A 20150-nucleotide genomic window follows, 5' to 3' on the forward strand; every position below is an offset into this window, starting at 1 on the left:
AGGGGACCCCTGCTTTCATCAGGGCAGGACCCAGCGCTGGTTGGCGTTGGTGTGACAGGTCCAGAGGTGGACCGCCTGACCGTCGGCCGAACTGTTGTTCGACACGTCCAGGCACTTGCCCGTCTGCGGATTGCGCAGCGTCCCGTTCGACTGCGCCGACCAGTTCTGCGCGCCGGAACCGTTACACGTCCAGAGCTGGATCTTCGTACCGTCGGCCGAGGCGCCACCGTTCACGTCCAGGCACTTGCCCAACGCCCGGATCGTCGAGTTCGGCGTCACCGACCAGGTCTGCGCGGTGCTGCCGTTGCAGGTGTAGATCTGGATCTGCGTACCGTCGGCCGTGGCCGCGTTCCGCACGTCCAGGCACTTGCCCGCCAGTCCGGTGATCGGGCCGGTGCCGCCGGTGTTCCCGCTGCCCGTGGTGAAGGTGAACGAGTCCAGGTCGTACAGCGTTCCGGTGCCGGTGCCGGCGAACGTGAGATAGAGCGTGGTGGTGCCGCTCGGCGGGTTGGTGATCGCGCCGCTCACGGTCGTGAACGTCTCCCAACCGCCGGTCACCGGGACGGTGGCCGAGCCGAGCACGGTGCCGGTGGCCGAACCGGCGCGGACCTGGAGGGTGCCGCCGGAGCCGGCCGAGGAGACCCGGGCGCTGAACGACGTCACGTTGTTGATCCGGTACGGCTCGAACGCGATCCAGTCGCCGTTGTTGATGTTGCCGACCGTCTTGCCGCCCTCGGCCGGGGTCTTGTCGAAGACCGTGATGCCCGACGAGGTCTTGTAGTGCTCGGCCTGCCGGCTGCGCGGCTGGAGGGTGTGCTGGGTGTGGGTGGTGAGCCCGCCGGTGTCGGTGTACTCGGCGTCGAAGATCGCGAAGATGTTCGCCGCGTAGTCGTGTTCACCGTCGACCGGGATGGTGATGGAGCCGGAGCAGCCGGTCTGCGAGGTGATCTGGTGGCCGTGGCTGTCGTGGCCCAGCACGTAGGTCATCCGGACCTTGGTGCAGTCGATCGTGCCGTCCTCCGGGTCGGTGACGGTGATGCTGAACGGCACGGTGTCGCCGAAGGAGAACAGCGAGCCGTTGACCGGGCCGTTGATGGTGACCGTTGGCGCGGTGTTGCCGACCCGGATCTGCACGCTGGCGTTGCCGGTGGCGCCCTGCGGGTCGCGGACGGTCAGCGTGGCGTTGTACGTGCCGTTGGCGGTGTACGTCTTGCTCGGGTTGGCGGCCGTCGAGGTGGTGCCGTCACCGAACGCCCACGAGTAGGTCAACGCCCCACCCTCCGGGTCCGACGACCCGGCCGAGGAGAAGTTGACGGTCAACGGGGCAATTCCGGAGGTCCGGTTCGCCGACGCCACCGCCGTCGGGGCGCGGTTGCCGCCGCCGACGTAGTCGTAGCGGTAGAGCGCGGAGTTGGCGTCGCCGTTGTAGTACCCGGTGCCGTAGTCGAGCACGTAGAGCGCGCCGTCCGGCCCGAAGGCCATGTCCATGACCTGCTTGCCGTTCCACGGGAAGGACGCGTCGATGGTGCCCACCGAGCCGTCGCTGTTGACGTGGATCGGCTTGATCCAGCCGCGTCCGAACTCACCGGCGAAGAACTGGCCGTCGAAGCTCTGCGGCCACTTGGTGGTGGACGTGGACGCGGCGTCGTAGCGGTAGACCGGGCCGGCGGCGGGCGACTCGGAGCCGCTGCCGAACTCCGGCGGGCTGCCGGCGTCTCCGGCGTACCGGATCCAGGAGGGTTTGGCAGCCGGCAGGGTGGTCAGGCCGGTGTTACGGAACGAGTTGTTGGTCGCTCCGCCGGTGCAGTTGTACTTCGGGCCGGCGGTGCCGTTGGAGAAGTTCCACTCGGCGTACGTCTCGTTCGAGGTGTTGGTGCCGGTGCAGTACGGCCAACCGTAGAAGCCGGGCGCGGTGATCCGGTTGAACTCGACCTGGCCGCTGGGGCCCCGGCTGGTGGTGGAGCCGGCGTCCGGCCCGTAGTCGCCGACGTAGACGATGCCGGTGGCCTTGTCGACGCTCATCCGGAACGGGTTGCGCAGGCCCATGGCGTAGATCTCGGGGCGGGTGCCGGCCGTGCCGGGGGCGAACAGGTTGCCGGCCGGGATCGAGTACGTCCCATTGGCGTTGACCTTGATCCGCAGGATCTTGCCACGCAGGTCGTTGGTGTTGGCCGCGCTGCGTTGCGCGTCGTACGCCGGGTTGCGGTTGGTCCGTTCGTCGATCGGGGAGTACCCGGCGGAGTCGAACGGGTTGGTGTCGTCGCCGGTGGAGAGGTACAGGTTGCCGGCGGCGTCGAAGTCGATGTCGCCGCCGACGTGGCAGCACATGCCCCGGTCGGCGGCCACGTCCAGCACGTCGACCTTGCTGGACTGGTTGAGCGTGAAGTCGGCGTTGAGGGTGAACCGGGACAGCCGGTTGACGCCGCGCCAGGCGGAGAAGTCGCTGGCGGTCGCCGGTGCGTCGCCGGACGGGGTGGACAGCGGCGGGGCGTAGTAGAGGAAGACGTGCCGGTTGCTGGTGAAGTTGGGGTCGACGCCGACGCCCTGCAACCCTTCCTCGTCATGGGTGTAGACGGGGATGGTGCCGATCACGGTGGTGGTGCCGGCCGCGTCGGTGCGGCGCAGCGTGCCGTTGCGGGCGGTGTGCAGGACCGAGCGGTCGGGCAGCACCGCGAGGGTCATCGGCTCGCCGACCTCGGCCACGCCCTTGGCGAGGGTGACCTGCTGGAAGTCGGTGGCGACGATGGGGTGGGCCTGGGCCGGGGTGGGGCCGCCGAGGGCGGCCGGTCCGGCGCCGAGGGCCACCGTGCCGGCCGTGAGGGCCAGCATCAGCGCCGAGGCGCCGGTGAGCCACCGTGCGGGGTGGCGGTGGTGGTGGGTGGACATGCGTGTCCTGTCCCTTCCTGACGAGTGACTGCCAGGGCGGGGCGCGCGCCGTCGCGCCGGATGCCGTAGCGGGAGGGGTGCGGTGGTGCTGTCGTGGGTTCCCGCGCCGCCGGTTCACCTCGACGAAACAATCCGGTGCTGGCGCCAACACTAAGCGACATAAGTCGATGTGTCTATATCTTCCGCCGAACCGGCATCGACTTTCGTCAGTTTGATCGAAAGTCGCCCGCGCTACGGGTCAGTGCCGACGGTCGATTGCCTGTGTGGCCAGCGCACTCAGTGCGGCGCGGCTCTCCGGGGTCACCGGAACGTGCGCCAGCACGGCCAGCGCGGCCTCGGCACACCGTCGGATCATCCGCTCGATCTCGTCCCGGGCACCGGTGCTCTCGATGATCTTCCGCAGCTCTGCGGCACCGTCACCGTCCAGGTCCGGGTTGCCGAACAACTCGCGCAGCCGGGTGCTCTGCGACCGGTCGGCGGCGGCGCGGGCGAGTGCCATCATCACCGTCGGCTTCCCCTCACGCAGGTCGTCCAGGACGGACTTGCCGGTGACCGCCGGGTCACCGAACACCCCGAGCACGTCGTCGCGGAGCTGGAAGGCGTCCCCCAGCGGGTCGCCGAACTCGACCAGCGCGGCGAGCAGTTCGGGTGGCGCGCCGGCCAGGGTGGCACCGATCTGCAGGGGCCGGGTCACCGTGTAGCGGGCCGCCTTCATCCGGATCACCGTGAGCGCGCTGGCCACCGACCCGTCACCGACGCCGGACACCAGGTCGAGGTACTCCCCCGCGATCACCTCGGTCCGCATCAGCGCGAAGACGCCGTACCCCCGGTGAACCGCCTCGGCGGCCAGCCCGCACTCGTGGAACATCTGGTCCGACCAGGCCGCGCAGAGATCGCCGCAGAGCAGGGCGGTGTTGCGCCCGTACGCCTCGGGGTCGCCCCGCCACGACGAGCGGGCGTGCAGGTCGGCGAAGATCCGGTGCACCGAGGGTTCACCCCGGCGGCGGTCGCTGCCGTCCAGGATGTCGTCGTGGATCAGCGCGAACGCGTGGAACAGCTCCAGCGCCGCGGCGGCGGTCACGATAGGGGTGCCGTCCGGACCACCGGCCCCCCGCCAGCCCCAGTAACAGAAGAGCGGTCGGAGCCGCTTGCCGCCGGCCAGCACGAACCGGTGCAGGGTGGTGAAGACGCCCCGGGGCGCGCCGTCCGGCCAGTCCGGGTCCTGCCGGTCGAGGAAGCCGGTCAGCTCGGCGTCGAACCGGGCCCGTAACGCGTCCGCGTCGGCGGACGGCACCTCGACGGTCACCGCACCGGGAGCCCGGCCAGATGCAGCAGCAGCCCCTTCACCTCCGTGGCAGCGATCCGGTCCCGCGCCGCCGAGAGATCGGAGCAGAGCAGCACCGGCCCGTCGGCGGGGTCGGCGGGCAGTCGGCCGTGCGAACCCCGCACCGCGGCGGCCCCGGCGTCCAGGCCGACCACGCTCATCAGATACCGCATGCCGAGCTTCTTGCGGGCCAGGGCCACCCCGGCCCGTCGCTTCGCCGCACCGGGCGCGGCCGGGTCGAAGAACAGCTCCGCCGGGTCGTACCCGGGTTTGCGGTGGATCTCGACCAGCCGGGCGAAGTCCGGCGCGCGGGCGTCGTCGTGCCAGTAGTAGTAGGTGAACCAGGCATCCGGCTCGGCGACCAGCACCAGTTCACCGGCGCGCGGATGGTCCAGCCCGTACGCCGCCTTGCCGTCGGCGTCGAGCACCTCGGCCACCCCGGGCAGCCCGGCGCAGAGTCTCGCCACCGCCGGGACGTCGGCCGGGTCCCGCACGTACACGTGGGCGACCTGGTGGTCGGCGACCGCGAAGGCCCGCGACGTCCACGGGTCCAGGTACTCCATCCCGGCCTGCGTGTAGACGCGCAGCAGCCCCTCGGCCCGCACCAGCCGGTTGACGTCGACCGGCCGGGAGACGTCGGTGATGCCGTACTCCGACAGCACCACCACGGTCGCTCCCCGGTCCCGCGCGGCGTCCAGCAGCGGCCCGAGTACGCCGTCCAGCTCGGCCGCCGCCTCGGCGGCCCGGGTCGAGGCGGGGCCGAAGCGTTGCAGGTCGTAGTCGAGGTGCGGGACGTAGACCAGGGTCAGGTCCGGGGCCTCTTCCTCGACGATCTGCTGGGCGGCCCGGCAGATCCACTGTGACGAGGGCAGTCCGGCACCCGGGCCCCAGTAGGTGAACAGCGGGAACGTGCCCAGCCGGGCGGTGAGCCGGTCGTGCAGCTCGGGCGGGTCGGTGTAGCAGTCCGGTTCCTTGCGGCCGTCGGCGTGGTAGACCGGCCGGGGCGTGACCGTCCAGTTCACGTCCGCGCCCATCGCGTACCACCAGCAGACGTTCGCCACGGTGTAGCCGGGCTCGGCCCGGCGGGCCGCCTGCCACAGCTTCTCCCCGCCGACCAGCGCGTGGTGCTGCCGCCACAGCAGCACCTCGCCGAGGTCCCGGAAGTACCACCCGTTGCCGACGATCCCGTGCTCGGCCGGGAACGCCCCGGTCAGGAACGTCGACTGCGCCGAGCAGGTCACCGCCGGCAGCACCGTGCCCAGTTCGGCCTGGAAACCGGCGTCGGCGACCGCTCGGAGCCGGGGCATGTGCGCCAGCAGCCGGGGGGTCAGTCCCACCACGTCCAGCACCACCAGGGGTCGGCTCACGACGCTCCTCCAGGCTCGGTCACGGCGTCACCACCGCTTCGGTCGGGGTCAGCCCGAGGGCGACCAGTTCGTCGCGGGTGAAGGCCAGTTCGGCGGCGATCCCGGCGGCCAACTCCGCGTGGGTGCGCGGGCGCCGCCGGACCGGCAGCACCCCCCAGGTGTACGTCTCGACGTCGAGATGGTCACAGCCCGCGTCGACGCCACCGAGCAGCCCGGCCAGCGCGGCGCGCAGCACCGGCAGCGTCGAGCCCAGCGGCGGCTCGGGCGGGGCGTGCAGCGGCACGTGGTAGTGCACCCGCCACGGGCCGGGCAGCCCGGCGTCGAGCGCCGCGTCCAGGTCGTCGGCCGCCCACGCCGGGTCGGCCGGGTCCCCCGCCGCCGACGACAAGCCCGCCGGGCTGGCGGTGGCGCAGCTCGCGGAGCGGGTCTGGTGCAGGAAGCGCGGTTCGACCCAGCGGCGCAGCGCGGCGGCGTCGCCGACCGGGTCGGCCGCCTCCAACGCGGCGGACACCTGCACCTTCACCACCGGCAGCCCGGCGGCGGCCAGCCGGTCGAGGGCGGCGGCCGGGTCCTCCCAGGCACAGGCGAGGTGGGCGAGGTCCAGGCAGACGCCGAGGCGCTCGGTGTCCATGCCGGACAGTGCGGTGACCGCCTGGGCGCTGCTCTCCACGACACATCCGGGCTCCGGCTCGAAGCCGACCCGCACCGTCCGGCCGGTCTCCCGCTCCACCGTGGCGAGCCCGGCGGCGAGCTGGTCCAGCCGGTGCCGGGCCGCGTCGGCACGGGCGGTGTCCCAGGGGGTACGCCAGGCCAGCGGCAGGGTGGAGACGGAGCCCCGCACGGCGTCGTCGGGCAGCAGGTCGGCCAGCACCCGGGCCAGGTCCAGGGTGTACCGCAGTCGCTGCGCGTCGGTCCAGTCGGGCAGGTACACCGCGCCCTTGACCACGGGTGCCTGGAACGCCGCGTACGGGAAGCCGTTGAGGGTGACCACCTCCAGCCCGCGCACGGTCAGCTCGGTGCGCAGGCGACGGCGGGCGTCCGGGTCGGCGGCGAGTTCGGCGGCGACCGGGGCGGCCAGCCACAGGCCGAGGCCGAGCAGGTCGCTGCCGAGCGTCTCCCGGATCGGCAGCGCGTAGCGGTCGAGTTGGGCGACGATGCCGGCGAGATCCTCGGCGGCGTGCACGTTGGTGCAGTACCCGAGGTGCACGGTGCGCCCGCCCGGATGACGGAACCGCATCAGCCGCCGCCGCGCAGGATCGAGTTGCCGGCGAAGGTCGGCTCGGCGTCCACGTCGCTGAGGTCGAGTCGGCCGGACTGGCCGTAGAACTCGACCGGGTTGCGCCACAGCACCAGGTCCACGTCGTCGTCGCTGAACCCGGCCGCCAGCATCGCCTCACCGGTGGCCCGGGTCAGCAGCGGATCCGAGCGCCCCCAGTCGGCCGCCGAGTTGACCAGCACCCGCTCGGTCCCGTACGCCCTGAGCAGCTCGACCATCCGGGGCGGCGACATCTTCGTGTCGGGGTAGATGGAGAACCCGAGCCAGCAGTCGCTGTCCCGCACGGCACGGACGGTCACCTCGTTGAGGTGGTCGACCACCACCCGCCCCGCCCCGATCCCCGACTCGGCGACCACCGCGAGGGTACGTTCGACGCCCCGTGCCTTGTCCCGGTGCGGGGTGTGCACCAGCGCCGGCAGCCCGTGCGCCACGGCCAGCGCGAGCTGGGCGGCGAACACCTCGTCCTCCTCCGGCGTCATCGAGTCGTACCCGATCTCGCCGACCGCCACCACGCCGTCCTTCTCCAGGTAGCGGGGCAGCACGTCGAGCACCTCCCGGCAACGCGGGTCGTTGGCCTCCTTCGGGTTGAGCGCGATCGTGGCATGGTGACGTACGCCGAACTGCCCGGCCCGGAACGGCTCCCAGCCGACCAGCGAGTCGAAGTAGTCGGTGAACGAACCGACGCTGGTCCGTGGCTGGCCGAGCCAGAACGCCGGCTCGACCACCGCCCGGACCCCCGCGGCGGCCATCCGCTCGTAGTCGTCGGTGGTGCGGGACGTCATGTGGATGTGCGGGTCGAAGATCCGCATCACACCTCCCTGTGGTGGGTGGTCAGCCGGTCCAGCAGCGCGACGGAGTCGGCGGGCATCTCCCGCCCGGCGGCCCGCCGCTCGTCGGCCAGCGCGCCGAGCATCTGCGCCAGTTCCCCGTCGGCGCGGGCGTCGAGGTCGGCCACCACGGCCAGCGGTACGCCGCTGAAGACGCACTTGAGCACCGCCTGCCGCCAGGCCGGCGCGTCGAGGTGGCGGGCGTACGGGCCGAGTGCGGCGGCGACGAGTCGGGTGTCGTTGGTGCGGATCGCGTCGTGTAGCAGCGGCACCCCGGCCGTACCGATCGGCAGCAGCGGCAACGCCTTGAGCACCGCCCGTTTCTCGGCGGCGTCACCGGTCCGGTACAGCGTCTCGGCCCGCTCGGCGTGCCCGGTCGCCAGGGCGGTCAGCAACAGCGCCCGGGCCGCCTCGTCGGCGGTCCAACCGGGCAGGTCGGGCAGCTCGGCCCGGCCGCAGTGCCGACCGGCGGCGGGAAAGAGCCGCGCGATCGTGGCCGGCTCGGCCGCGACGCGCCGCAGCGCCGTCGCCAGCCACTCCGGATCGGGTACGCCCCGCAGGGCCGCCCGCAGTTCGTCCGGTGTCATCGCCGTCCGCACCCCTTCCGCTCCTGCCGTTCGGCACTTCCGGTGCTCTGCTGTTCGCTGCCCTGCCGTTCGGCGCTTCCGGTGCTCTCGCGCCGCCCGCGCTACTGCCGTGCGGCCCCTTTGCTCTGCTTCACCCCACGCAACGGTCGCTGTCCGGATATCGGACGCCGGGCGTTGCGTCCGTTGAAGCAGAGCAAAGGGCGCCCACCGAGGTGTGCTCGGTCGCCTGCGGCGCTGGCGCCGCCACCATCCCGGCCACACCCACGGTCGCCCCGCCCGCACCGGCGGGCGACGCGGCGGCGGGCGACGCGGCGGCGCGCAGGAAGTCCAGGGAGCGGGCGGCGACGCTGGGGGCGGCGTGCGAGTGCCGGGGCAGCTCGACCGCGACCAGGCCCCGGTAGCCGACCTCGCGCAGGGCGGCCAGCACCGGCGGGAAGTCGATCTCGCCGGTACCGAACTCCAGGTGTTCGTGCACGCCTCGCCGCATGTCGTCGATCTGCACGTTGACCAGATGCGCGGCGACCGCGCGGACGCAGTCGGGCACCGGTATCGGCTCCAGGCAGCGACAGTGTCCGATGTCGAGGGTGATGCCCAGTGGGGGCGGGGCGCCGAGGGCCGCGTACAGGCGTTGCCAGTCGGCGATGTCCTCGACCAGCATGCCCGGCTCGGGCTCGAAGCCGAGAGTCACCCCGGCGGCGTCGGCCGCCGCGACCACCGGCGCGCAGCCGGCGACCAGGCGGTCCCAGGCGACCGCAGGTGGGACCGACTCCGGTCGGACACCGGCCCAGAACGAGACCGCCTCGGCGTCCAGGTCCGCGCCGATCGCCACCGCGCGGCGCAGGAACTCGATCCGCAGCGCGGGGTCGTCGTGCAGCAGCGTCGGCGCGTGTTTGTGCCAGGGGTCGAGCAGGTACCGCGCCCCGGTCTCGATCACCAGGCCGAGACCGAGGTCGGCCAGTCGGCGGCCGACGGCGTCGACCCGGCGGGCCAGCCCCGGCGCGAACGGGTCGAGGTGGTCGTGGTCGAGGGTGAGTGCCACGCCGGTGTAGCCGAGGTCGGCGATGACCGCCAGCGCGTCGTCCAGCCGATGGTTGGCGAAGCCGTTGGTGCCGTACCCGAAACGCAGCCCGCCCGGGTTCGCGGAGCCGGCGGCGGTCATGTCGGTGAGACCTTCCGGGCCAGTCGCCGGCCCAGCGGCGCGGCGGCGGCGACCGCCAGCCCGAGCAGGCCGGCACCGGCCCGCGCGGTCAGCGCGCCCTGCAACGCGGGCAGCCCGGTGATGCCGGCGCCGACCGCCGCGCGGACCCGGCCGGCGCTCGGGTCGGCGGCGACCCGCGCCTGTGCGGTGCCGTACCGGACGGCGTACCAACCGGCGAGTACCCCGGGCAGCGCCGCCGCCACCCGGCCGGCGACCGTCGGCCCGCCCCGACGGGACGGCAACGCGGCGCTCGCGGCGACCAGCGCGGTGCCGGCGAGGGTACGTCTCGGCAGCGCCCGGTCGGCGCCGGTGACCTCGCGGCGGGACAGAGCGGTGACGGTCCAGGTGTGCGCGGCGACGGTCAGTGCCGCCGGCAACGCCCGGGCCGGTCGGCCACCGGCGGCACCGAGCAGGACGTCCAGTCCCCGGCAGGTGGCCATCACCGCGGGCCCGGCGGCGGTGTTCTTGGCCGCCAGGTCGTACGCCCAGACGGCGGCGGCCAACGGCACCGCGACGGCGGTGGCGCGACGGCCGCCGCCCAGCGCGGCGAGCCCGACACCGGCCACGGTCAGCCCGGCGGCCAGACCGACCGCGAGACCGGGGTGGACCCGGCCGCTGGGGATCGGCCGCTCGGGGCGCTCGACCGCGTCCAGCCGCCGGTCCGCCCAGTCGTTGGCGGCCATCCCGGCCCAGTAGAGCAGCACCGACGCGGTGGCCAGCACGGGCGTACCCGGGCCGAGCGCACCGGCCGCCGCGGCACCGGCCACCACGTCCCCGGGCACCGAGAGCGCGGCCGGTGCCCGGACCAGCTCGGCGAGGTCAGCCACGCGCGGCATCGTGACCTCCGGCGTGCAGACGACGGGTGAACGCGACGAGTCGGGTCCACTGGTCGCCGAGCGAGTGGGTGGCGATGCCGAGCGGGTCCTTGAAGAAGAAGGCGAGATCGGTCAGCGGCCCGGTGACCCCGGCGGCGTGTGCGGCGGCGGTGAGCCGGGCCAGGTCGAGCACGAGCGGGGCGGCCAGCGCCGAGTCGCAGCCCTGCCAGGTGAACTCCAGGCGCATGCCGGTGCCCAGGAAGCCGGCGAAGGTGATCAGGTCCCAGGCGGTCTTGAAGTCGCCCAGTTCCTCGACGTACTCGATGCGGGTGTCGCCCTGCGGCAGGTAGCCGAGCGTCTCGCCGAGTACCCGCTGCTTGCTGCGGACCTTGGCGGCGTTGGCGGCCGGGTCGGAGAGGGTCGCGCCGTCGCCGCCGCCGAGCAGGTTGAGCCCGGACCAGGACCGTACGGTGAGGTGGCGCATCGCGAACATCGGGGCGAGCACCGACTTGAGCAGCGTCTCCCCGGTCTTGCCGTCGTGTCCGGCGTACGGCACCCGGTGCGTGTCGGCGAGCGTGGTCAACGCTGGCAGCCGGAGCCCGGTCGACGGGGTGAAGTCGACGTACGGGCAGCCGGCCGTCACCGCCGCGTACGCGTACAGGGAGCTGGGGGGCAGCACCTCGTCGGGGCCGGCGAGAGCGGCACTCAGCGCCTCCGGGTCAGCGTGGCCGGGGTGGGGTCGGGGCGTCGGCTCGGTGGCCGCGACGTTGACCACCACCACCCGGTCCAGCCCGTGCCACTCGCGGAAGTCGACGAGGTCGCGGACGGTCGCGGCGGCCCGGTCGGCCTGACTGCCGCCGATCGGCGCGGGCCGCAGATCGCGTTCCACGGTGGCCAGTTCCTCGGTCAACGCGGCGACCAGGCGGGCCGGCAGCACCCCGGCGGTGGCGAGCGCCTCGGCGCGCTTGGCGAGCGGTGTGGTGACCACGTCGTGCCCGCCGAACACCAGCTCGGCGAAGGTCGGCAGGGCCGGTCCGCGCAGCTCGGGCAGCTCGGTGACGCACCCGGTGGGCCCGGTCAGACCGGCCCGCAGGGCGAGCGCCCCGACGATGCTGGTGGTCGCGACCGAGCCGCGCGCCCCCACCAGCCAGACACCCGTACGCATAGCGCTCCTTCGGATCACTTCGGGCGGATGCGCCCCGTCCGCCGCGCCGCCCGATGAAGCTCACCGGCTGGCGTCGAGGTCGGCGGCGACGACGCCGGCCGGCATTCGGGCGGTGCGGACGGACGGGGCTAGCAGGCAGGGGCGGTCGGCGTCGCGCCCCTGCCTCCCCCGCAACCGGTCGGCCACCGGCGTCGGTGACCGGGCCGGAGGACTCATGGCGAACAGGTCCGCCCAGAGGCGGGGAAGATCGGGTGGTGCGTACCCGGCGGGATCTCCTGACCGGCGGCGACGTTGCCGCCGGTGGCGGTGCTCCGGTGCGGCCGGGGAATCCCGGTCCGGCCGCACCGGAGGCACCGCATTACGGGTGTCACCGGGCCGGGTGGCCGGTGACACGACCTCCGGTACCGACCCCGTTCCGGCCGCGGGGCGCAACCGCGGCCGGCCCTCGCCGGTCGGTACCGGAGGCGGTTCAGGCGGCGACCGTCGCCAACGTCGGCTCCACCTCGGTCCAGGCGGATCCCAGATCGGCCGAGCGGACCACCGCGTCCAACACCAGTTGCACCTGCAACGCCTCGACGAACGAGGGCGACGGGTCGACGCCGGTCGCCACCGCCTCGATGAAGTCACGCATCTGGTGGGTGAAGGAGTGCTCGTACCCGATGATGTGGCCCGGCGGCCACCAGGCCGACAGGTACGGGTGCTCGCTCTCGGTCACCAGGATCCGGCTGAAGCCCTGCTCGGCCGTGGGGCGCGTGGCGTCGTAGAACTCCAGCTCGTTGAGGCGTTCCAGGTCGAAGACCACCGAGCCGAGCGACCCGTTGATCTCCACCCGGAGGGCGTTCTTGCGGCCGGTGGCGAACCGGGTCGCCTCGTACGTGGCCAGCGCGCCGCCGTCGAGTCGGGCCACGAAGATCGCGGCGTCGTCGACGGTCACCGGTCCGGTGGCGGCGGCACCGTCGGCCTGCGCCGCCAGCCCGCTCGAACCGGTCGGCAACGGCCGCTCCTTGACGAACGTCTCGGTGACCGCGCTGACCCCGGCGATCCGCTGGCCGGTGACGTGCTGGGTCAGGTCGATGATGTGCGCACCGATGTCACCCAGCGCGCCGGAGCCCGCCTGGTCCTTCTGCAACCGCCAGACCAGCGGGAACTGCGGGTCCACGATCCAGTCCTGCAGGTAGCTGGCCCGGACGTGCCGGATCACCCCCAGCCGCCCGTCGGCGACCAGCTGACGCATCAGCGCCACCGCGGGTACGCGCCGGTAGTTGAACCCGCACATCGAGCGGGCCCCGCCGGCTCGGGCGGTGGCTGCCGCAGCGGCCATCTCCCGTGCCTCGGCGACGGTGTTGGCCAGCGGCTTCTCGCACAGCACGTGCTTGCCGGCGGCCAGCGCCGCGAGGGCGATCTCGGCGTGGCTGTCACCCGGTGTGCAGATGTCGACCACGTCGATGTCCGGGCGGGTCACCAGTTCCCGCCAGTCCGTGGTGTGCTCCTCCCAGCCGAGCCGGTCGGCGGCGTCGGCCACCTTTCCCGGATCACGCCCGCAGACGGCCACCATCCGGGCCCGCGCCGGCAGGTCGAACACTCGATTCACGGTCCGCCATGCCTGCGAGTGCGCGGCGCCCATGAACGCGTAGCCGACCATGCCGACCCGCAGTTGGTTGTCAGTCGTGGACAAGGTGGGTCTCCCCCCGTGGTGTCAGAACCCGAGCTTGAGGTAGTCGCTCGCGTTCTCCTTCGTGATCGTCTCGGAGGCGAGGACGATCTCCTTGGGCACCTGAAGCTCGACCAGGTCCGACATGCCCCGGTTCTGGCCGATCAGCCGGGCCAGCGAGATGGCCGACGAGGCCATCGACGGGCTGTAGGTCACCGTGGCCTTCAGCACCGTGTTGTCGGCCTGGATGTCCTCCATCGCCTTCTTCGACCCGGCGCCGCCGACCATGAAGAACTCGTTGCGGTTGGCCTGGCTGATCGCGGCCAGCACGCCGATGCCCTGGTCGTCGTCGTGGTTCCAGATCGCGTCGATCTTCGGCAGGGCCTGGAGCAACTGGCTCGCCTCGCGCTGACCGGAGTCGACGGTGAACTCCGCGGCCCGCCGGTTGGCCACCCGCAGGCCGCCCTGGGCCAGAGTGTCCGCGAAGCCCTTCGACCGCTCCTGGGTCAGCTCCAGCGAGTCGATGCCGGCGATCTCGGCGATCACCGGGTTGCTCACGCCCTTGGCCTTGAGCTGTTCGATGATGAAGGTGGCCGCCGCCACACCCATGCCGTAGTTGTCACCCTTGATCTGCAACCGGTACGCCTTCGCGTCCGGGAAGGCCCGGTCCAGGTTGACCACCGGGATGCCGGCCGCCATCGCCTCCAGGCCGAACGAGTTCAGCTCCTTGCCGTCGTGCGGCAGCAGCACGATCACGTCCGGCTTCTGCGAGACCAGGGTGGACAGCGCCGCCCGCTGGGCCGCCGCGTCCGCACCCGCCTCGACCGTCTTGAACTCCACGTCGGAGTACGCGCCGGCCTGCGCCCGGGCGTTGTTGGTGATCGCGGCGATCCAGCCGTGGTCGGCGGCCGGTGCGGAGAATCCGATCGTGACCCGCTCGCCCGGTTCGGCGTTGCCGCCGCCTTCGGCCGCCTTGGTCTGTGCCTCGGTGGGCGTGCCCTGCTCGTTGCTGGTGCAGGCGGAGAGCAGTACGCCGGCACCGACGGCCGCCCCGCCGAAGAGCATCCGGCGCCGCGACATGTCGCGACTGTGCTGGGTCATGACGACCTCCTGATGTCATGTGGTGGAGGAAAATTGGGTGTGCGCGACCCGACCACCGTCGTCTGCTCGGGTGGTCCGGTCTGGTGCGGAGGGTGCGAAGAGGGTTAGTTGGTGGTGACCCGGTTGTTGCGGCGGAGGAACTGGGTGAGGGTGCCGAACTGCACCTGCTGGATCAGGACGGCGGCGACGATGATGCCGCCCTTGACCATGTTCTGTGCCTCGGTGGAGAGTCCGTTGATCGCGAAGAGGTTGGTGATGGTGGCGAAGATGATCACACCGAGCAGGGAACCGATGATGGTGCCCCGCCCGCCGCTGAGCAGCGTGCCACCGATGATCACGGCGGCGATCGCGTCCAGCTCGTAGAGGTTGGCCATCGCCGCCTGGGCCGAGGTGGCCTGGGCGGTGAGCATGATCGCGGCGATGCCGCAGCAGAGGCCGGAGAGCGCGTAGAGCAGCAGGGTGTGCAGCCGGACGTTGATGCCGGCCAGCCGGGCCGCCTCCGGGTTGCCGCCGACGGCGACCGTACGCCGGCCGAAGGTGGTGCGGTTGAGCAGCACCCACCCGGCGGCGACCACGGCGGCCAGAATGTAGACCAGCAGCGGGATACCGAGCAGGTCGTTGCTGGCGATCCCGTTGATGACGCCGTTCTGCGAGATCTGCGTCTGCTTGTCGGAGATCTCGGCGGCCAGTCCCCGGGCCGCCACCAGCATGGCCAGCGTGGCGATGAACGGCACCAGCCGCCCGTACGCGATGAGCGTCCCGTTGACCAGGCCGACCGCCACCCCGACCACGATCGCGGTGAAGATCATGCCGGCGGCGCCGAAGCTCTGCGTGGCGACCGTGGTGCACCAGACCCCGGCCAGCGCGACGATCGCGCCGACGGAGAGATCGATGCCGCCACCGATGATCACGAAGGTCATCCCGACGGTGACCACGCCGACCACCGAGGCGAGCTTGAGGATGCTGAGCATGTTGGCCCAGACCCAGTCCGGGTTGGAGTACAGGTCGGAGCGGGTGGCCGCGCCGATCACGAAGAGCACCAGCAGCACCCCGATCAGAGCCAGGTTCCGCTTGGCGCCCTCACCGCCCTCGCCGTTCCAGAAGGAGAGCCCGCGCCGCGACCCGCCGGACGGGTCGTGCTTGGTCACCCCGGTCGGTGCCGGCTCCACCGGCGGCGACTGTGCCGGCAACTGTGTCGTCGAGGGCCCTCGCTCGCTCATGCCGGCGCTCCGCTTCGCTCCGCGCCGCCATGAGGCACCTTCACGCTGTATCGATGATTCGCTCGCTGACGCTCACTCATGCCGGCGCTCCGCTTCGCTCCGCGCCGCCATGAGACACCTTCACGCTGTATCGATGATTCGCTCGCTGACGCTCACTCATGCCGGTGCGCCTTCCATCAGGGACCCCGCCATCACGAGGTCGAGCACGGTGTTCTCGTCGAGTTCGCCCGCCGGGGCGGTACGCACGACCCGGCCCTCCCGCATGACCAGCACCCGATCGGCCAGACCGAGCACCTCGGGCACCTCGCTGGAGACCAGCAGCACCCCGACACCCTCGGCGGCGAGTTGCCGGATCACCTGGTACAGCTCGGCGCGGGCGCCCACGTCCACGCCCCGGGTCGGTTCGTCGAGCAGCAGCAGTCTGGTGTCGCCGAGCAGCCAGCGCCCGACCACCACCTTCTGCTGGTTGCCGCCGGAGAGCGTACGCACCGCCCGGCGTACGTCGCGCGGGCGCATCTCCAGCTTCTCCGCGATCCGGTCCGCCTCGGCGCGTTCCTTCCCGACGTCGGTGAACCCGAGTCGGGCGTACCTGCTGAAGGTCGCCAGCGTGACGTTGCGGTAGATCGGCTCGCCGAGCAGCAGGGCCTGGCTCTTGCGTTCCTCCGGGGCCATGCCCATGCCGGCCCGGACCGCCGCGCCGACGCTGCCCGACCGCAGGGCCCGACCGGACATCCGCACCGAGCCGGACTCGGCCCGCCGGGCGCCGTAGATCGTCTCCAGCAGCTCGGACCGGCCGGAACCGACCAGCCCGGCGATGCCGACGATCTCCCCGGCCCGGACCGAGAGCGAGACGTCGGCGAACTCCCCGGCCCGGGTCAACCCGTCGACCTGGAGCAGTTCGTCGCCGACACCGGTGCTGTCGGGGCGATCCGGGAAGACGTACTCGATGGTCCGGCCGGTCATCCGGGAGACCAGGTCACGCGTCGGGGTGTCCCGGGCCGCCAGGTTCGAGGCCGTGGTCCGGCCGTCCTTGAGGACCGTCACCCGGTCACCGATCTCGCGGATCTCCTCCAGCCGGTGCGAGATGTAGATGACCGCGATCCCCTGCGCGGTCAGCTCGCGGATGATCCGGAAGAGGTTCTCCACCTCGTCGTGGGCGAGCACCGCACTCGGTTCGTCCATGATGATCAGCCGGGCTTCGTGGGAGAGCGCGCGGGCCATGCTGACCACCTGCTTGCCGGCTGCCGGCAGCGCTCGCACCACCCGGCCCGGCGGGATCTCCGCGTGCCCGAGCCGACCGAGGATCTGCCGGGTACGCCGGGCCATCTGCCCCCGGCGGACGAAGCCGATCCGACGCGGCTCGTGCCCGAGGAAGGCGTTCTCCGCCACCGACAGGTCGTCGACCAGGTCGAGTTCCTGATAGATGGTGGCGATCCCGGCTCGCATGGCGGCCTGCGGGTTGGCGAAGGTGACCGGCTCGCCGCGCCATTCGACCAGCCCCGAGTCCGGTCGATGCACTCCGGCGAGCACCTTGATCAGGGTCGACTTGCCGGCGCCGTTCTGCCCGAGCAGGCAGTGCACCTCGCCGGCCCGGACCTCCAACTGCACGCCGTCCAGCGCGCGTACGCCCGGGAAGGTCTTGACCACGTCGGTCAGACGCAGGACCACCTCGCCGGCCACGGTGTCGTCCGGAGCTTCGACCAGTGGCGCGTCGCTCACGTCGCCGTCGGTGTTCACGCTGCCTCCAGGAAAGCCAGGTCGCTGGCGAGCACCGCGGCTCCGGCGACACCGGCGCGGGGTCCCAGTTCGGAGAGCACGACCGGCAGGTTGCCGGTGGCCAGCGGCAGGGAACGCCGGTAGACGACGCTGCGGATCTCGGCGAGCAGGACGTGCCCGAGTTGGGCGAGTCCACCGCCGATGACGATCATCGACGGGTTGGTGAAGCTGACCAGTCCGGCGAGGACGCTGCCGAGGCGTCGGCCGCCCTCGCGGATGAGCTGGATGCAGGCCACGTCGCCCTCGACGGCACCGGCGGCGACGTCCTGGGCGGTGACCGACCCCTGCACGCGCAGGCGTTCGGCCAGCGCGGGTGAGGCACCGGTACGCGCTGCGGCAGTGGCCTCCTTGGCCAGCGCGGCGCCGCTGAACAGCGCCTCCAGGCAGCCGGCGTTGCCGCACGAGCAGACCGGCCCGTGCCCGTCGACCTGGATGTGGCCGATGTCCCCGGCGCAGCCGTCGGTGCCCCGGTAGACCTCGCCACTCAGGTAGATCCCGCACCCGATCCCGGTGCCGATCTTGACGAAGAGGAAGTCGTCGACCGAGTGCGCCACCCCGCCGTGCCGTTCGCCGATCGCCATGATGTTCACGTCGTTGTCGACCACCGCCGGGCAGCCGTGCTCGCGGGTGAGCAGCTCACGGACCGGAAAGCGGTCCCATCCCGGCATGATCGGCGGGGACACCGGCACTCCGTCGCGGAAGCTGACCGGACCGGGCACCCCGATGCCGACCGCGTTCAGCCGGTCGTAGACGCCGTCCACACGGGCCTTGGCGAGCAGTTCGTTCACGCGGTGCAGGGTCACCTTGGGACCGGAGCGGATGTCGGCCGTCTCCGCGTACGCCGCCACGGGCTCCAGGCGGCCGTTGACGACTTCGACGTCGATGGAGCTGGCTCCGAGGTCGACGGCCGCGAACCGCAGGTCCGGGCTCAGTTCGACGAGCGTGGAGCGTCGGCCGCCCCGGGAGGCGGCCATGCCGGCCTCGGCGACGTAGCCATGGCTCACCAGTCGTTCCAGCTCGGCCAGCAGTCGGGGACGGGGGATCTCCAGGCGGTCCGCCAGCTCCGCCCGGGAGACGGCCCCCTGGTCGCGGAGCAACCGCAACAGGCGCACGTGCAGGGGTTCGACGGTCCGCATCGGGACCCCTTTCATCGATGCGATTCACATCGACGCAACGCCGATGTGTTGTGTCCGACACAGTAAGCGCCTTCCGAGCTGCCTGTCCAGATCTTCGGCCGACATTCCACCAACTTTTGTCCGAGCAGACAAAAGCTTCGAGTGGATCAAGGAAAGGGTTGCTCATCCGGTCCGCGCCGTGGCAGATGGTGGCCGCCGGCCTGCCGATGCCGCCCGAGGGCGGGAGGTGGCCGAACCGGCCGGAGCCTGACGACGCGCATCCGACCGGGCAGAACGAGCCTGGGTCCGAGCGCCGATGACCGGCGCTCGGACCCAGGGTGTCTCTGATCGGCTAAGAGGCCGAACTCACTCCGTCTCGTCCTCCTGCCGCAGCTTGCGGTCGTCGCGCAGTTCGACGTACGGCTCCCGGTCGACCGGACGCAGGCCACCCGCGATGGCCCGGCCGCGCGCCAGCTCGGCGTCGAACTCGGCGCCGAAGAGGATCGCGACGTTGCTCAGCCAGAGCCAGACCAAGAAGATGATCACACCGGCGAGCGCACCGTAGGTCTTGTTGTACGAGCCGAAGTTGGCCACGTAGAGCGCGAAGACGCCGGAGACCAGCAGCCACATCACCACCGCGAGGACCCCGCCCGGGCTGACCCAGCGGAAGCCGCCCTGCCGGGCGTTCGGAGAAGCCCAGTAGAGGATGGCGAACATCAGGCTGACCAGGATCAGCAGCACCGGCCACTTGGCGAGGTCCCAGACCGTCACCGCCGTACTGCCGACCCCGATCGCGTCACCCACCTGCTCGGCGAACCGGCCGGTGAACACCACGATCACCGCACTGGCCAGCAGCAGCACCCCGATCACGGCGGTCACGCCCACCCGGATCGGCAGGGTCTTCCAGATCGGGCGTCCCTCCGGCACGTCGTAGATGATGTTGGAGGCGCGCATGAAGGCGGCGACGTAGCCGGAGGCCGACCAGAAGGCAGCCAGCAGACCGATCACGGCGGCGAGGCCGGCGAGACCGCCGTTCTGCTGCGCCTGGTCGATGGCCGCGTCGATGATCTGGCGGATGTTCTGCTCCGGCACCGCCTGGCCGACGGTGTCGCGCACGCCCTGGGTGGCGCTCGGGCCGAGCAGACCGAGCAGCGAGACCAGCACCAGCAGGCCGGGGAAGATGGAGAGCACACCGTAGTAGGTGAGGGCGGCGGCCCAGTCGGTCAGGCCGTCGGAGCTGAACTCCCGGACGGTCCGCCGCGCCGCCGCCACCCACTCGTCGCGGGACAGCCGGGTCGGCCCGTCGGGGGTGTCCCGGTCGGCCGGCAGGCGCTCCGCACCGCTGTGGGGATCGTCGGCGGGCTGCCGCACCGCGTCGGCCCGGTCTGGACGGGAAGACTTCTCGGAGGCCATCGCCCCTCCCCTCACCTCGATGTTCTCGCCCGAGACATGCCCCGCCAGTGCGCTCGGGTAACCACCCGCCGGCCCTCCGCGTGGACCGCGGACACGGCGTGCCGCCGACCACACCGTCGTGCCGCCGACCGCACCGTCGCGCCACCGGTGCCGCGCGTCCGGCCCGGGCCATGGCGGAAAGGCGATCGGGAATGGCGCGTGCACCGGCGCAGAGCGCGACTCGTCGGGGATCCGCTGTCAACCGTGACGCGCCGACCGGATCAGGTCGGGCACCCGCACCGGTAGCCGCCGAACCACCGCCCCGGCCCGGACGACCGACCCGATCGACGCCGCCACCCTCCGTCAGCATCTATACGGAGAGTAATGGATTCGCTGGCATTTCGACGCCGACATGTGACAGCCCAATGCACCAGAAGGTGAAAAACGGAC

At 72.1% G+C, this 20150-nt stretch carries 16 protein-coding genes; all 16 read right to left on the reverse strand.

Annotated features, from left to right (window positions below):
• Positions 1-18: 18 nt before the first annotated feature.
• The 16 genes from ACFYTT_RS24830 to ACFYTT_RS24905 all read right to left on the reverse strand — a co-directional run bounded on the left by ACFYTT_RS24830 (position 19) and on the right by ACFYTT_RS24905 (position 19721).
• Positions 19-2886 carry a PQQ-dependent sugar dehydrogenase gene (locus ACFYTT_RS24830; protein WP_131054506.1) on the reverse strand — a complete coding sequence of 956 codons (2868 nt, stop codon included), beginning with the start codon at positions 2884-2886 and terminating at the stop codon, positions 19-21.
• 238 nt (positions 2887-3124) lie between these two features.
• Entirely contained in the window at positions 3125-4192 is a 1068-nt protein-coding gene (locus ACFYTT_RS24835) for a polyprenyl synthetase family protein (protein ID WP_176095015.1), read from the reverse strand.
• Entirely contained in the window at positions 4189-5577 is a 1389-nt protein-coding gene (locus ACFYTT_RS24840; protein WP_387262688.1) for an alkaline phosphatase family protein, read from the reverse strand. Before ACFYTT_RS24840 ends, ACFYTT_RS24835 begins: the two co-directional genes overlap by 4 nt.
• Positions 5578-5596: 19 nt before the next feature.
• Positions 5597-6814 (reverse strand): metabolite traffic protein EboE, encoded by a 1218-nt coding sequence (gene eboE, locus ACFYTT_RS24845; protein WP_357216194.1) that lies wholly within the window; start codon positions 6812-6814, stop codon positions 5597-5599.
• Positions 6814-7662 (reverse strand): TatD family hydrolase, encoded by an 849-nt coding sequence (locus ACFYTT_RS24850; protein WP_387262692.1) that lies wholly within the window; start codon positions 7660-7662, stop codon positions 6814-6816. The genes eboE and ACFYTT_RS24850 overlap by 1 nt, the downstream gene beginning before the upstream one ends.
• Positions 7662-8267, reverse strand: coding sequence for an EboA domain-containing protein (locus ACFYTT_RS24855; RefSeq protein ID WP_131057563.1), 606 nt, complete (start codon positions 8265-8267; stop codon positions 7662-7664). Before ACFYTT_RS24855 ends, ACFYTT_RS24850 begins: the two co-directional genes overlap by 1 nt.
• Positions 8268-8397: 130 nt before the next feature.
• Entirely contained in the window at positions 8398-9426 is a 1029-nt protein-coding gene (locus tag ACFYTT_RS24860) for a sugar phosphate isomerase/epimerase family protein (protein ID WP_387262695.1), read from the reverse strand.
• A complete protein-coding gene (locus ACFYTT_RS24865; protein ID WP_387262697.1) occupies positions 9423-10301 on the reverse strand; it encodes an SCO3242 family prenyltransferase in 879 nt (292 codons plus the stop codon). Before ACFYTT_RS24865 ends, ACFYTT_RS24860 begins: the two co-directional genes overlap by 4 nt.
• Entirely contained in the window at positions 10285-11445 is a 1161-nt protein-coding gene (locus ACFYTT_RS24870; RefSeq protein WP_387262700.1) for an inositol-3-phosphate synthase, read from the reverse strand. The genes ACFYTT_RS24865 and ACFYTT_RS24870 overlap by 17 nt, the downstream gene beginning before the upstream one ends.
• Before the next feature lie 60 nt (positions 11446-11505).
• On the reverse strand, positions 11506-11661 hold the full coding sequence (locus tag ACFYTT_RS24875; RefSeq protein WP_176095021.1) for a hypothetical protein: 156 nt from the start codon (positions 11659-11661) through the stop codon (positions 11506-11508).
• A gap of 253 nt (positions 11662-11914) precedes the next feature.
• Positions 11915-13087 (reverse strand): Gfo/Idh/MocA family protein, encoded by a 1173-nt coding sequence (locus tag ACFYTT_RS24880; RefSeq protein ID WP_387262748.1) that lies wholly within the window; start codon positions 13085-13087, stop codon positions 11915-11917.
• Between the two features lie 54 nt (positions 13088-13141).
• Positions 13142-14197, reverse strand: coding sequence for a substrate-binding domain-containing protein (locus tag ACFYTT_RS24885; RefSeq protein WP_131053886.1), 1056 nt, complete (start codon positions 14195-14197; stop codon positions 13142-13144).
• Positions 14198-14301: 104 nt separating this feature from the next.
• Positions 14302-15417: an ABC transporter permease gene (locus ACFYTT_RS24890; protein ID WP_387262702.1), complete on the reverse strand. Its 1116-nt coding sequence runs from the start codon at positions 15415-15417 to the stop codon at positions 14302-14304.
• Between the two features lie 156 nt (positions 15418-15573).
• Entirely contained in the window at positions 15574-17085 is a 1512-nt protein-coding gene (locus ACFYTT_RS24895; protein WP_176095977.1) for a sugar ABC transporter ATP-binding protein, read from the reverse strand.
• A 65-nt stretch (positions 17086-17150) separates the two neighbouring features.
• Positions 17151-18329, reverse strand: a complete 1179-nt coding sequence (locus ACFYTT_RS24900) for an ROK family protein (protein ID WP_131053884.1) — start codon at positions 18327-18329, stop codon at positions 17151-17153.
• Between the two features lie 345 nt (positions 18330-18674).
• A complete protein-coding gene (locus ACFYTT_RS24905) occupies positions 18675-19721 on the reverse strand; it encodes a YihY/virulence factor BrkB family protein (protein ID WP_176095023.1) in 1047 nt (348 codons plus the stop codon).
• Positions 19722-20150: the final 429 nt, after the last annotated feature.

Origin of the sequence: Micromonospora sp. NPDC003816 (assembly GCF_042874705.1) — a bacterium.
GTDB lineage: Bacteria > Actinomycetota > Actinomycetes > Mycobacteriales > Micromonosporaceae > Micromonospora.